Here is a 12,222-nt window from a genome sequence, read left to right as displayed (position 1 = left end):
GGCGGCCGGGGGATTCACGCGGGGCGGGCGACCAAGGTGAGCGCGGTCGCGCGCAGGTCGGGTCGTGGTTCCCGGGCGTAGAGCTCGGTGAGCGCGATCTCGGCCACCATCGCGACGAGCAGGTGCGCGACCGCGCCCGGATCCGGCCAGCCGATCGCGCTCAGATCCGGCTCGATCCCGGCGGCGACGGTCCCGTTGCGGGCATGCACCTCGTCCAGCAGGTCGGTGTCGGTGCGCGACTGCGCCAGGAAGGCCTTGGTCCCGCGCGTGGCGAGGCAGGCGTCCAGGTAGCCGGCGACCGCGGCGGTGAGCCGGTCGAGGCCGGGAGCCAGCCCGATGGTCGCCTCGGCGACCGTCGCGCCGAGCGCGTCGTGGTAGCGCCGGTGCAGCGTGACGACGTAACTGCGCCGATCCGGAAAATGATGGTAGAACGAGCCCTTCGCCATCCCGGCCCGCTCGACGACGGCATTGATCGAGAGCCCGCGCAGCCCGCGATCGGCGGCGACCTCGGCGCCCGCGGTCAGCAGCGCGGTGCGACCCGGCTCGGCCGGACGTGGCATGCGATTCCTTCCTGTGACCCCCCTTTCGTCGATCCTACCGGCAGGCTACGGTGTGACCGACCGGTCGGTCATAACGATCGATCGGCGCCTACCAGGAGATCGATATGCGCATTCCCCGCCGCCTCGCGGCACTGCTCGCCGCCGCGACGGCGCTCGCGACGGTGTGGACGGCAGCGCCCGCCGCCGCGGACGAGCTGCCGACCTACAGCTACCTGTCCGGCCTCGCCGCGCAGGTCACGGCGCCGGGCAGCTCGCCACCGGGCGCGAATGTGCCGGGGTGCAAGCCGAGCCGGGAGCATCCGGAGCCGGTGGTGCTGCTGCACGGCCTGAGCAACGACACCATCACCTGGAACACCCTCGCGCCGGTGCTGGCCGGTGCCGGCTTCTGCGTCTTCTCGCTGACCTTCGGCACCGGCGCGCTCGGCCCGATCGGCTCGGTCGGCCCGGCGCCGGAGAGCGCGCGGCAGATCGCCGCCTTCATCGACCGGGTGCGCGCCGAGACCGGCGCCGCGAAGGTGGATCTGGTCGGGCACTCGATGGGCGGCGCCATCCCGTTCTACTACCTGCGCAATCTCGGCGGCATCCCGGCGATCGACGATTACATCGCGCTGGCCGCGCCGCTGCACGGCGCCACGCTGAGCGGCACCGCGGCGCCGTTCACCGTCGTGCTGGAGCAGCTCGGCGTGCGCGGTCAGGCGGAGGAGTCGTGCGGTCCGTGCCAGTTCTCGCCGGGCACCGCCTTCCTGGCCGAGCTGAACCCGGACCCGGCCATCGCGCCGGAGATCGAGTTCACCACCATCGTCTCCCGCTACGACCAGATCGCCACCCCGTATACCACCGGCCAGCTGACCGGCCCGAACGTCCGCAACGTGGTGCTGCAGGATCTGTGCGCGACCGACTACACCGAGCACTTCGAGCTCACCGCGGACCCGGTGGCCGTGCGCGAGATCCTGAACACCCTCGATCCCGCGCACGCCGCCCCCGCGGACTGTGCCGTGGTCCTGCCCTACATCGGCCCCGTCGGCTGATCCCGGAGGTACCGCGGCGGAACGTGGTTCGCCCACCCCTCGCCGGGCCAGTTGAACCACCCCGCCGAGGCGTGCGTGCCGCCGTCGGGGTGCAGGGTGGTCCCGGTGATGTACGCCGAGAGCCGGGAGGCGAGGAACACCACGCTGTGCGAGACGTCGGTGACCACGCCCGCCCGGCCCATCGGAATCGCCACCCGGACCCCGGCGGGATCGTCCAGCGCACCGTCACCACCGCCGATCCGGCGCAGGTTCGGGGTCGGGATGTAGTCGGGGGCGACGTTGTTCACCCGGATCCCGTCCGGCGCCACCTCCACCGCCAGCGTGCGGGCGAAGTGCTCGACCGCCGCCTTGGCCGCCGCGTACACCGCGAAACCCGGTGCGGCGCGGTGCGCCTCGACGGTCGAGATGGTGATGATGCTGCCCCCGCGCCCGCCTGCCCGCATCCGCGGGACGGCGAGCGAGCAGGCGTGCAGGACGTGCGTGAGGTTGGTGCGCAGCAGCGCGTCCCAGCCGCCGGGGGTGGTGTCGGTGAAGGCGGCGCGGAAGGTGCCGCCGACCACGTTCACCAGGGTGTCCAGCCGGCCCCAGCGCTCGTCCACCGCATCGAAGAGCGCGGTGAGCTGCGCCGGGTCGCGGGCGTCGCCCACCCGGACGAGCACGCCCTCCGGTAGCGCGGCGGCGGCCTCGGGGTCGCGGTCGAGCACCGCGACCCCGACCCCGTTGGCCACCAGATCCGCCACGATGGCCTGCCCGAGCCCACCCGCCCCGCCGGTGACGATCGCGACCGTCCCCGCCAGCCCGGCCCGCTCCTCGAACCAGCTCATGTCAGGTAGGTTCCGCCGAAGGCCGCCAGGAAGTCGAAGGTGGCCGCGGCGGTGGGGGTCCGGTTCGAGATGACCAGCCAGTCCACCCCGGCCGCGGTGAGCTCGGCGAAGGCCGCGCGGTGCCGCTCCGGCTCGACCTCCGGGTCGGCGGCGGCGTGGTAGGAGTACACCAGGTCGATGTGCTCGGTGCGCCCGGCCGCGGCCGCCTGCTCCCGGATCTCGCCGATCTTGCGGGCCAGCTCCGCGATGGTGCCCAGCTCCGGGGTCCGCGCGGTGGTGCTGAGCTCGGCGCCGCCGGTCATCGGGATCCAGCCCTGCGCCTTGGCCCCGACCCGCCGCCGGCTGAGCGCGGAGTTGCCGCCCACCCAGATCGGGATCGGCCGCTGCACCGGCCGCGGCCGGGCGACCACCTCCCTGGCGTCGAAGTGCGTGCCGGTGTAGCTGAACGGCTCACCGCTCCAGTGCAGCGGCAGCACGTCGAGCGCCTCGTCGAAGAGCGTGTTCCGCTCCGCGAAATCCACTCCCAGCGCATGGAATTCGCCCTTGAGATACCCGGTGCCGAGCCCGAGGGTGAGCCGCCCGCCGGAGAGCAGGTCGAGGGTGGCGGCCGCCTTCGCCAGCAGCATCGGGTTCCGGTACGGCGCCACCGACAGGTACGTGAGCAGCCGCAACCGGGTGGTCGCGGCCGCCGCGAAGGAGAGCGCGACGAACGGGTCGAGCGTCTGGTGCCCGCCCGCGGCCAGCCAGCGCGCGCCCGGCGCCGGGTGCTCGCTGATCGAGAAGCCGTCGAAGCCGTGCCGCTCGGCCGCCGCGGCCACCTCGGCGAGCGGCCCGGCGTCCAGCAGGTCGCCTCGGTCGCCGGCGAGCTCGGGGTAGTGGAAGAGGAAGCGCACGGTCAGTTCCGCCCGCGCTTGACCTGGTTGAACGGGACGTCCCGGTCCGCGGCGTACTCCCGCGGCATCCCGAGCACCCGCTCACTGATCACGGTTCGCGCCATCTCGGTGCTGCCGCCCGCCAGGCTCCAGGCCGCGCGGAAGAGGTAGTCCAGCCCGACGGTCTCGGTGTCGGCCGCGGCGCCGGGGGCGTGCGTGGCGCCGTCCGGCCCGGCGATCCGCAGCGCGGTATCGGTCTGCAGCCAGGCGTTCTCGGCGGAGAAGAGCCGGGTGATCGAGCCCGCCGCCGGGGGAAGCGCGCCGCTGGTGATGGCCTGGGTGATGTGGTCGATGAGCTGGTCGCGCACCACGGTCATGGCGTGCGCGGCGCCGACGTCCTCGCGCACCCTGGTGTCACCGAGCTGCCCGGTCGCCCGCGCGAGCCGCAGCAGCGCGTCCGGATCGCCGCCGAGGTGCGGGCGCGCCCCGCTGGTGTAGGGCGAGGTGCCGCCGAGCGCGCCCCGCTCGTGGAAGAGCAGCCGGGAGGCCGCGGCCCAGCCCGCGTCCACCTCGCCGAGCACCGCGTCGGCGGGCAGCACGACGTCGTCGAAGAACTCCTGGCAGAACTCGGTCGAGCCGGTGACCTGCTTGATCCGCTGCACGGTGACGCCGTCGGCGTGCACCGGAACCAGGAACATGGTGAGGCCGCGGTGCTTGGGCACCTCCCAGTTGGTGCGGGCCAGGCAGAGCCCGTAGTCCGCGGCGTAGGCGCCGGAGCTCCAGATCTTGGAGCCGTTCAGGATCCAGTTCTCGCCGTCGCGCTCGGCGCGGGTGGTGAGCCCGGCCAGGTCGGAGCCGCCCTGCGGCTCCGAGAGGAACTGGACGAGCAGCTCGTCGCCGCGCAGCACCGCGGGCAGGTGCGCGCGCTTCTGCTCCTCGGTGCCGAGGTCGAGCAGGCTGGCCGCGCAGATGGCCAGTGTCGGGACGTTGAGCAGCAGCGGCATCTCGTACGGCAGCGACTCCTCGTCGAAGGCGCGCTGGTACGCCGGGCTCAGGCCACGGCCGCCGTACTCGGCGGGGAAGCAGATCCCGGCGAAGCCGCCGTCGTGCAGGACGCGCTGCAGCTGCCTGGCGCGGTCCCACGCCTCCTCGGAATCGGATTTCATCTCGGTGCCGGATGCGGGCGGCAGGTTCTCGCGCAGCCAGTCGCGGGCGCGGGCCCGGAATTCCTCGACGGACTCGGTGTCGGTGCTCATGCGTGCGGGCCTTTCTCCGGTCAGGCGGCGGATTCGAGCAGGTCGGTGATGTGCCTGCGGTGCTCCTCGGGCGTGCCGTAGAGGGCGCGGCCGAGGGTGATCCGGCGGAGGTAGAGGTGCAGGTCGTGCTCCCAGGTGACGCCGATGCCGCCGTGCAGCTGCACGCAGTCCTGCGCGATCACCGGGGTGCGGTCGGCCACATACGATTTCGCGATGCTGACGTTCTCGGTGGTGGCGGACGAGCCCGCGTCCCACGCCGCCGCGGCGGCGAAGGCGGTGGCGCGGCACGCCTCCAGCCAGGTCTTGTTGTCCGCCATCCGGTGCTTGAGCGCCTGGTACGAGGCGAGCGGGCGGCCGAAGGTGTAGCGGTCGAAGAGCCAGGTCAGGGTGGCGGTGAGCGCCTGGTCGGCGGCGCCGACCGACTCGGCCGCGGTGAGCAGCGCGGCGGTGTTCGCCTGTGCGCGCAGCGCCCGCACGGCGGCATCGCCGGTGTGCACGGCGATGCCGGCGGCGCCGTCGAAGGTGACGGTGGCGGTGCGGCGGGTGAGATCGATGGTCCAGGCCGGGCTGACCGTGACGCCGGGGTCGTCGGCGCGCACCAGCAGCTGTACCGGGCCGTCCGCGCCGTCCGCGGTGACCAGGAAGACGTCGGCCTGGTCGGCCGCCTCCACCCGGTCCTTGACCCCGGTGATCAGGTAGCCGTCGCCCGATCGCGTCGCGGTGGTGCCGGGCACCTCGCCGCCGAGCGCGTCGAAGCCGCGGCCCGGCTCGTACACCGCCCAGGTCGCAATGGTCTCGCCGGACAGAATCGCGGCCACCGTGTCGGCCACGTCCTCACCCGTCGCCAACCCGGCCAGCACGGCGCTCGTGGTGACGAACGGCCCGGGCGCGGCGGCCCGCCCCAGCTCCTCGGCGACGAGGGCGAGCTCGGTCATCGGCTGTCCGGAGACCGAGCCACCACCCAGCTCCTCCGGCACCAGCATGGCGGTCCAGCCGAGCTCGGCGCCGCGGCGCCACCAGCCCCTGTCGAAACCGGTGCCGGACTCGGCGAGCGCGCGAACGGTGCCGATCGGCACCGTCCCGGCGAGGAAGTCGCGGGTGGTGGCTTGGAAAAACCGCCGGTCCGCGGTGGAATCATCGGTCATGGATTCGGTTCCTTCGGTTGACGCGCAGCTGCCGTTGTGGAAATCTCATACTCACATGTGAGAGCCTTATTCTCAATCACGGAAGTCAACTGGCGAAGTCGCCGCGCAGCGGAGTCCGCCGGAGTGTCGAAGGGACCGTCGCGTGGCCAACAATTTCCAGGATCTGGATTTCTTCCTCGGCCAGGAACTGGTGGCCGATCCGTACCCGTACTTCGACGAACTGCGCGCCGAGTGCCCCGTGAAGCGCGAGAAGCACCACGACGTCATGATGGTGACCGGGTACGAGGAGGCGCTCGAGGTCTACAACGACGTCGACCGGTTCTCCTCCTGCATCGCGGTGACCGGCCCGTTCCCCGGCTTCCCGGTCAAGATCGAGGAGGGCGACGACGTCGCCGCGCTGATCGCCGAGCACCGCGACAGCCTCCCCATGAGCGACCAGCTGCCCACCCTCGACCCGCCGACGCACACCGCCCACCGCGCCCTGCTCATGCGGCTCATCACGCCGAAGCGGCTGAAGGAGAACGAGGAGGCGATGTGGTCCATCGCCGACAGGATGCTGGACAACTACCTGGCGACCGGCGGCGACTGCATGCGCGAATTCGCCGGCCCCTTCACGCTGTACGTGATCGCTGACCTGCTCGGCGTCCCGAAGGACGACCAGGAGGAGTTCCTGCACGCGCTGCAGCGCGACCCGCACCGGCAGAGCGGCACCGTCGGCAGCAACTCCGGTGACGACCTGTCGCACAGCCCGATCGAGTTCCTGTACGGCAAGTTCTCCACCTACGTCGAGGAGCGCAGGCAGAACCCGCGCAACGACGTGCTCACCAGCATGGCGACCGCGACCTTCCCGGACGGCTCGCAGCCCGAGGTGATCGACGTGGTCCGGGTGGCGGCGAACCTCTTCTCCGCGGGCCAGGAGACCACCGTCCGGCTGCTCAGCTCGGCGCTGAAGCTCATCGCCGAGCGCCAGGACATCCAGCAGTACCTGCGCGAGGATCCCAGCCGGATCCAGAACTTCATCGAGGAATCGCTGCGGATGGAGAGCCCGGTCAAGGGCGACTTCCGGCTGGCCAAGGAGACCGGAACCGTCGGCGAGACCGAGGTCCCGGTCGGCACCGTCCTGATGGTGGTCAACGGCGCCGCCAACCGCGATCCGCGCCGCTTCGACGACCCGACCACCTTCGACCCCGCGCGCTCGAACGCCCGCCAGCACCTCGCCTTCGGCCGCGGCGTGCACTCCTGCCCCGGCGCCCCGCTGGCCCGTGCCGAGGCGCGCGTCGCCATCGAGCGGCTGCTCGCCCGCACCGCGGAGGTGCGCATCGACGAGTCGGTGCACGGCCCCGCCGACGCCCGCAAATACCACTACCTGCCCACCTTCATCCTGCGCGGCCTCACCTCCCTGCACCTGGAACTCGACGTCGCGGAGGGTGACCGGTGAAGGTCACCGTCGACGACGACCGCTGCCGCGGGCACGGGGCCTGCCTCGGGCTCGCCCCCGAGGTCTTCACGCTGACCGACGGCGGGTACGCCGAGGCGATTGCCGGGGCGGTGCCGGTGGAGTTCGAGTCGGTCGTCGAGGAGGCGGTGTCGGCCTGCCCGGAGCGGGCGATCGTCGTCGAGTAGGGATCGGTCGGGCCGCGAGCGCCTGCTCCCGCACCGATCCCGTTCCGGCCCGCGGGCGGTCCCGGCCGTCCGCGGGGCGGCGAGCGACTGGCCGGACGAGGAGCCCCCCTCGAGGCCGACATCGCTTCCTTCCAGCCCTGCTCCGGGGTGGTGCGTGGCGATGACGCGATCGAGGGCTTCACCCGGCGGGTCGCGCCGATGGATCGGAGACGGTCCCGAGCGGCGCGCTCGCGCGGGTCAGGGGCGGGCGACGCCGGCCTCGATGGGGGCGGTGAGGAGGCCGAGGTCGGCGCCGAGCGCGTCGGCGAGGGCGCGCGCCACGGTGACATCCTTGCGCAGGAATTCGCCTACCGAGGAGCGGAATTCGGCGACCGACCCCTTGGCGGCGATGCCGGCGAGGGCGCGGGAGTTGCCGCTGGCGTGCGGAAGCGCGGCGAGGAGGGCATCCTCGGGGAGGCCGAGCTCGGCGCCGAGGCGGACGGCGTCCGCCACCAGGCCGATCTGGGCGGCGAAGAGGGCGTTGTTCACCAGCTTCACCCGCTGGCCGGAGCCGAGTGGGCCGACGTGCAGGATCGGATCCGCGTAGGCGCGCAGTACTTCCCGCGCGACGGCGACATCGGCATCGGCACCGCCGAGAAAGACCGTCAGGGAGCCGCGGGCGATGTCGTGCGGGCCGCCGCTCACCGGGGCGTCCACCACGTGGGTGCCGCGGGCGGCGACAGCGGCAACGGTCTCCGGGCTGCCGGTGGTATGCACGATCAGCGTTGCGTCACCGAACGATTCGGCGGCGCAGACCTCGCGCACCTGATCGTCGGTGAAGACGCAGAGCACGACGGCATCGGCACCCTCGGCCGCCTCCGCCACGGTGCCGGCCGGGGTGGCGCCGAGCTCCGCCACCCCGGCCCGCGCTTCGGCGGAGCGGCCGAGCGCGCGCACCTCGTGGCCCGCGCCGGCCAGCCGGGCGACCATGGGCGAACCCATCCGCCCGGCCCCGACGAACCCGATCCGCACGCTCAGCGCTTCCGATCCATGAGCGCCAGCGTCGCATCGGCGGCCCCGACTTCGATCCCGGTCGCGACCCCCGCCTTCGAGGCCAGGTCGGCCACCAGCCTGACATCCTTGAGCAGCAGGTCACCCGCGTGCGCGGCCAGCTGGTCCAGCGAACCGCCCGCCGCGACGACCCGCCCGAGGGCGAAGCTGTTGGCGGTGCCGTGCGTGATCACCTCGCCGAGGCGACCGGGATCGATGCCGAGTTCCGCGCCGAGCCGGAGCGCGCCGTGCGCGGTGGCCAGGTTGGCGGTGAAGAGCAGGTTGTTGAGCAGTTTCGCGGACTGCCCCGAGCCGAGGTCGCCCAGGTGCACGATCGGGTTCGCGTAGGTCTCGAAGACCGGCCGCGCCCGCTCCACCGCCTCCGCGTCCCCGCCGACCATGACCAGCAGCCGCCCCGCTTCCACCGCGGGCGCGCCGCCGGAGACCGGGGCGTCGATCACCGTGACGTCCTTGGGTGCGGCCAGTTCGGCGAGTTCCCGGCAGGTGTCCGGGTGCACGGTGGCGTGGATGGCCAGGATCGAGCCGGGCGCCATGCCGGCGAGCACCCCGTTCTGCCCGGCCGCGACCTCGCGCACGTCGGCATCGCCGACCACGCAGAGACACACCAGGTCGCTGACCTCGGCGAGCGCGGCGGGGGAGTCGGCGGTGCGGGCGGCGGTGTCCGCGTAGGGCTCCAGGGAAGCGGCGCGGCGCGCCCAGAGCGTGGTCGGGAAGCCGCCTTCGACGATACGGCGGGCCATGGGCCCGCCCTGGCTGCCGAGTCCGATGAATCCGACGCGCATCAGTGCGCCTCCTCCGTGGTAGTGGGCCGGTAGAAGACCGCGAGCAGGCCGAGCGTGGCGACCACCCCGAGCCCGAGCGCGATTCCGCCGCCCGCCCAGCCGGTGATCTCGATGTCGAAGGCGTGGTCCAGTGAGATCCGCCCCGGCCCGAGCAGTCCGAGCGCGACGACGGTGGCGGCGAGCACGAGCACGTACTCGTACCCCTCCTTGAAGACGAAGAAACCGTTCGGGCGGTGCGCGAGCAGCCCGGCCACCAGCGTCACCCCGACGATGGCCGCGGCGGCGAACGGGGTGAACAGCCCGAGGATCAGCAGCGCGCCCGCGCCGATCTCGGTGATCACGCTGAACCACGCCTGCAGCACGCCGTTTCGCAACCCGAGGCTCTCGAACCAGCGCCCCGTCCCGGCGATCTTGCCGCCGCCGATCCAGTGGTTCACGCCGTGCGCGATCATGGTGCCACCAACGACCACGCGCAGCAGCAGCAGCGCGATATCGGTCTCGACCATTGCCTTCACCTTCCCGACGGCGCGGAACCGCCGTCGAATTGCGGTGTGGGACCGGTGAACTCGCCGGTCACGGCCGCTACCACGCACTCCTCCAGGAAGGCGAGCACCCCGAGGTGGTAGGCGGCGGCCGTGTGGCCCACGCTGATGTTGTGCCCGCTGTTGGGCTGCCGGTTGAGTACCACGCGCGGGGCCGCGGTGAACAGCGCGCCCACCTCGGCCAGCGCCTCCGGGTCACCGCGCCAGACCCGCTCGTACTCGGCGGTGGTGAATCGCACCGGTACCCGGACCCGTGCGGCCAGCTCCGGGAAGTCGTGGCTCGACCAGGTCCGCAGCGCCGTCGCCTCCATCCGCGGGCCGGGGGCGCCGATGGCGGCGCCGCCCCTGATGTCCGGCGGGTAGAGCCGCTCGGGCGTCCAGATCAGCGCGCCGACGCCCGGCGTGCGGTCGTCCCGCTGCCTGGCCTCGAAGGCGCGCACGAAATCCGGGTGCGGGCGGTGGCCGGTGCCGGACACCTCGAGGCCGAGCAGGTCGTCGGCGCGCGGGTCGACCGCCATCCGCACCGCCTGCTCGCACCCGGCGGAGTGCGCGAGCAGGAAGGTGCCGGCGCCGCGCGGCCGGTCGCCGAGGAAGGCCTCGACCGCGCCGAACATGAGGTCGAGTCTGCGCTCCGGCTCGATCAGGTCGTCGGCGAAGGGGGCGGAGGCGCCGTAGCCGGGGCGGTCGGGGGCGACCACGGTGTAGCCGAGGCGGTGCGCGATCCGGAAGAGCGAGAGCTCCGGGTGGCCGGGGCAGTCGAAGTAGCCGCCGCTGGTGGCGCCGCCGTGCATCGCGACCAGCACCGCGCGCGGGGCCTCGGCCACCGCGCGCAGCCCGGAGACCGGGATGCCGTCCACCTCGGCGAGCACCGGTTCGGGGCCGGCGCGTAGGTCTGCGAGGGTCACGACGCGGTCCGCAGCAGGATCGCGCCGCCGGGGGTGAGCCCGCCGCTGGAGACCACCGCGACCTTCGCGTCCGCGACCTGTCGCTCGCCGCCCTCGCCGCGCAGCTGGGTGATCGCCTCGTGCAGCAGCCCCATCCCGTGCGTGCGGCCGTGCGAGAGCTGGCCGCCGTGGGTGTTCAGCGGCAGCACGCCGTCGCGCGCGATGTTCTTGCCGCCCTGCAGGAAGTCCCCGGCCTCGCCGATGCCGCAGAAGCCGAGCGCCTCGATCCAGGACAGGCAGTTGAAGGTGAAGCCGTCGTAGAGCTGGGCCACGTCGACGTCGGCGGGGCGCAGGTCGGTGCGGGTCCACAGGTGCGCGGCCGGGCCGAGGACCTGGGGTTCGTGGGTGAGCGTGCTCTGGTCCCACTCGATCCGCTCGACGATCTGCGTGCCGACCGCCTCCACCAGCACCGGCGTCACCTGCAGGTCGTGCGCGGCCTCGACCGCGGAGACGATCACCGCGACCGCGCCGTCGCACGGGACGTCGCAGTCGTAGAGCCCGAACGGGGTGGTGACCGGGCGGGCGTTGAGGTAGTCGTCCATGGTCATCGGCTCGCGGTAGACCGCGCTCGGGTTCAGCTCGGCGTTGGCGCGCTGGTTCAGCGCGATCCAGCCGAGCGTCTCCTTCGAGGTGCCGTAGTCGTTGAAGTGCCGCTGCGCCTTCTGCGCGAGGGTGTGCGCGGCCGAAGTCGCGCCGAACGGCATGTGCCAGCTGGTGGTGCGGCCGCCGGACGGGGTGATCCGGCCCGCCTTCATCAACTCGGCGAAGGTCGCCTCCCAGACCGTGCGGAAGCAGAGCACGTGCCTGGCCATGCCGGTCGCCACCGCGGTCATCGCCGCGATCACCGAGCCGCCGGGGCCGAAGGTCTCGATGCCGCCGTTGTGCCAGGTGGGGCGGATGTCGAGCGCGGCCTCCAGGGCGGTGATGCCGCCCTCGCCGAAGCCGCCGAGGTTGCCGCCGCCGGGGTAGGAGGCGAGGCCGTCGATGTCGTCCAGGGTGAGCCCGGCGTCGGCCACCGCGCGCTCGCACGCCTCGACGGTGAGCTCCAGCGCGGGCACCATGAGCCTGCGGCCGATCCGGGACATGCCGATGCCGGTCAGCGCGACCCGGTCCTCGAACTTGTCGGTGCCGAGCATCGGGCGCACGTGTTCGCCGAAGCGCTCCGGCGGGATCTCGTCCACCGGCAGCGGGGTGGGCTCGCCCTGCACGGCGGCGGGGCGGAAGAGCGGGAGCCAGACGTCGGCATCCGGCTGGAAGGTGACCTCGAGCCGCATGCCGAGGAAGAGGTCGTCCGGCTCGGCGTCGACGATGTTGGTGGTCAGCCGGACCCGCTGGTCGTCCTCGAGGGCGACCGTCGCGACCACGTACGGCGGGGTCAGCCCGGGCATCGCGAACCGCTGGTTGACCGTCCAGCTCGCCAGCACCGCCTTCCCCGAGGTCTCGCGGACCCCGAGGTCGTGGCCGCGGCAATAGCGGCAGATCGGCTGCGGCGGGTGCAGCAGAGCGGCGCAGGAGCGGCACTCCTGGATGCGCAGCACCCCGTCCGCGCCGGATTTCCAGAAGAATTCGGTATCGAGCCCCAGCTGCGGCAGGGGC

At 72.9% G+C, this 12,222-nt stretch carries 13 protein-coding genes; 3 read left to right on the top strand and 10 right to left on the bottom strand.

The window, feature by feature from the left end; translation table 11 throughout:
- Positions 1-14: 14 nt before the first annotated feature.
- On the bottom strand, positions 15-560 hold the full coding sequence (locus ACFO0B_RS10055; protein WP_378612098.1) for a TetR/AcrR family transcriptional regulator: 546 nt from the start codon (positions 558-560) through the stop codon (positions 15-17).
- A gap of 104 nt (positions 561-664) precedes the next feature.
- Here ACFO0B_RS10055 and ACFO0B_RS10050 point away from each other — a divergent pair, with 104 nt between their 5' ends.
- The gene (locus tag ACFO0B_RS10050; protein ID WP_378612097.1) at positions 665-1,588 is read left to right on the top strand and encodes a lipase family alpha/beta hydrolase; all 924 of its coding nucleotides are present in this window, start codon (positions 665-667) and stop codon (positions 1,586-1,588) included.
- Here ACFO0B_RS10050 and ACFO0B_RS10045 read toward each other — a convergent pair.
- From ACFO0B_RS10045 to ACFO0B_RS10030, 4 genes are read right to left on the bottom strand one after another with little or no spacing between them, the layout of a single operon-like run.
- Entirely contained in the window at positions 1,567-2,412 is an 846-nt protein-coding gene (locus ACFO0B_RS10045) for an SDR family NAD(P)-dependent oxidoreductase (RefSeq protein WP_378612096.1), read from the bottom strand. The two genes, ACFO0B_RS10050 and ACFO0B_RS10045, sit on opposite strands and share 22 nt — an antisense overlap.
- Positions 2,409-3,305, bottom strand: a complete 897-nt coding sequence (locus ACFO0B_RS10040; RefSeq protein ID WP_378612095.1) for an LLM class F420-dependent oxidoreductase — start codon at positions 3,303-3,305, stop codon at positions 2,409-2,411. Before ACFO0B_RS10040 ends, ACFO0B_RS10045 begins: the two co-directional genes overlap by 4 nt.
- Before the next feature lie 2 nt (positions 3,306-3,307).
- Positions 3,308-4,540: an acyl-CoA dehydrogenase family protein gene (locus tag ACFO0B_RS10035; protein ID WP_378612094.1), complete on the bottom strand. Its 1,233-nt coding sequence runs from the start codon at positions 4,538-4,540 to the stop codon at positions 3,308-3,310.
- Positions 4,541-4,560: 20 nt separating this feature from the next.
- Positions 4,561-5,685 carry an acyl-CoA dehydrogenase family protein gene (locus tag ACFO0B_RS10030; RefSeq protein WP_378612093.1) on the bottom strand — a complete coding sequence of 375 codons (1,125 nt, stop codon included), beginning with the start codon at positions 5,683-5,685 and terminating at the stop codon, positions 4,561-4,563.
- 142 nt (positions 5,686-5,827) lie between these two features.
- Between ACFO0B_RS10030 and ACFO0B_RS10025 the strand changes: the two genes are divergently transcribed.
- Both ACFO0B_RS10025 and ACFO0B_RS10020 read left to right on the top strand, forming a co-directional pair.
- The gene (locus ACFO0B_RS10025; RefSeq protein WP_378612092.1) at positions 5,828-7,123 is read left to right on the top strand and encodes a cytochrome P450; all 1,296 of its coding nucleotides are present in this window, start codon (positions 5,828-5,830) and stop codon (positions 7,121-7,123) included.
- Entirely contained in the window at positions 7,120-7,308 is a 189-nt protein-coding gene (locus ACFO0B_RS10020) for a ferredoxin (RefSeq protein ID WP_378612091.1), read from the top strand. Before ACFO0B_RS10025 ends, ACFO0B_RS10020 begins: the two co-directional genes overlap by 4 nt.
- A gap of 237 nt (positions 7,309-7,545) precedes the next feature.
- On the opposite strand, the gene ACFO0B_RS10015 is transcribed toward ACFO0B_RS10020, so the two are convergent.
- From ACFO0B_RS10015 to ACFO0B_RS09995, 5 genes are read right to left on the bottom strand one after another with little or no spacing between them, the layout of a single operon-like run.
- Positions 7,546-8,319 carry an NAD(P)-dependent oxidoreductase gene (locus ACFO0B_RS10015; RefSeq protein ID WP_378612090.1) on the bottom strand — a complete coding sequence of 258 codons (774 nt, stop codon included), beginning with the start codon at positions 8,317-8,319 and terminating at the stop codon, positions 7,546-7,548.
- A gap of 2 nt (positions 8,320-8,321) precedes the next feature.
- Positions 8,322-9,140 carry an NAD(P)-dependent oxidoreductase gene (locus ACFO0B_RS10010; RefSeq protein ID WP_378612089.1) on the bottom strand — a complete coding sequence of 273 codons (819 nt, stop codon included), beginning with the start codon at positions 9,138-9,140 and terminating at the stop codon, positions 8,322-8,324.
- Complete coding sequence (locus tag ACFO0B_RS10005; protein WP_378612088.1) at positions 9,140-9,646, bottom strand: DoxX family protein; 507 nt, start codon at positions 9,644-9,646, stop codon at positions 9,140-9,142. The genes ACFO0B_RS10010 and ACFO0B_RS10005 overlap by 1 nt, the downstream gene beginning before the upstream one ends.
- 5 nt (positions 9,647-9,651) lie before the next feature.
- Entirely contained in the window at positions 9,652-10,587 is a 936-nt protein-coding gene (locus ACFO0B_RS10000) for an alpha/beta fold hydrolase (RefSeq protein ID WP_378612087.1), read from the bottom strand.
- A complete protein-coding gene (locus tag ACFO0B_RS09995; RefSeq protein ID WP_378612275.1) occupies positions 10,584-12,218 on the bottom strand; it encodes a thiolase C-terminal domain-containing protein in 1,635 nt (544 codons plus the stop codon). Before ACFO0B_RS09995 ends, ACFO0B_RS10000 begins: the two co-directional genes overlap by 4 nt.
- Between the last annotated feature and the right edge of the window lie 4 nt (positions 12,219-12,222).

This window comes from Nocardia jiangsuensis, assembly GCF_042650385.1.
GTDB classification, from domain to species: domain Bacteria; phylum Actinomycetota; class Actinomycetes; order Mycobacteriales; family Mycobacteriaceae; genus Nocardia; species Nocardia jiangsuensis.
The sequence above is the reverse complement of the archived record's forward strand: the minus strand, read 5'-3'. Positions and strand labels throughout refer to the sequence as shown.

What these genes read in the sequence shown, in the direction of transcription:
- ACFO0B_RS10055 (WP_378612098.1), bottom strand. Translation starts at nt 560, where the DNA reads ATGCCACGTCCGGCCGAGCCGGGTCGCACCGCGCTGCTGACCGCGGGC.
- ACFO0B_RS10050 (WP_378612097.1), top strand. Translation starts at nt 665, where the DNA reads ATGCGCATTCCCCGCCGCCTCGCGGCACTGCTCGCCGCCGCGACGGCG.
- ACFO0B_RS10045 (WP_378612096.1), bottom strand. Translation starts at nt 2,412, where the DNA reads ATGAGCTGGTTCGAGGAGCGGGCCGGGCTGGCGGGGACGGTCGCGATC.
- ACFO0B_RS10035 (WP_378612094.1), bottom strand. Translation starts at nt 4,540, where the DNA reads ATGAGCACCGACACCGAGTCCGTCGAGGAATTCCGGGCCCGCGCCCGC.
- ACFO0B_RS10030 (WP_378612093.1), bottom strand. Translation starts at nt 5,685, where the DNA reads ATGACCGATGATTCCACCGCGGACCGGCGGTTTTTCCAAGCCACCACC.
- ACFO0B_RS10010 (WP_378612089.1), bottom strand. Translation starts at nt 9,140, where the DNA reads ATGCGCGTCGGATTCATCGGACTCGGCAGCCAGGGCGGGCCCATGGCC.
- ACFO0B_RS10005 (WP_378612088.1), bottom strand. Translation starts at nt 9,646, where the DNA reads ATGGTCGAGACCGATATCGCGCTGCTGCTGCTGCGCGTGGTCGTTGGT.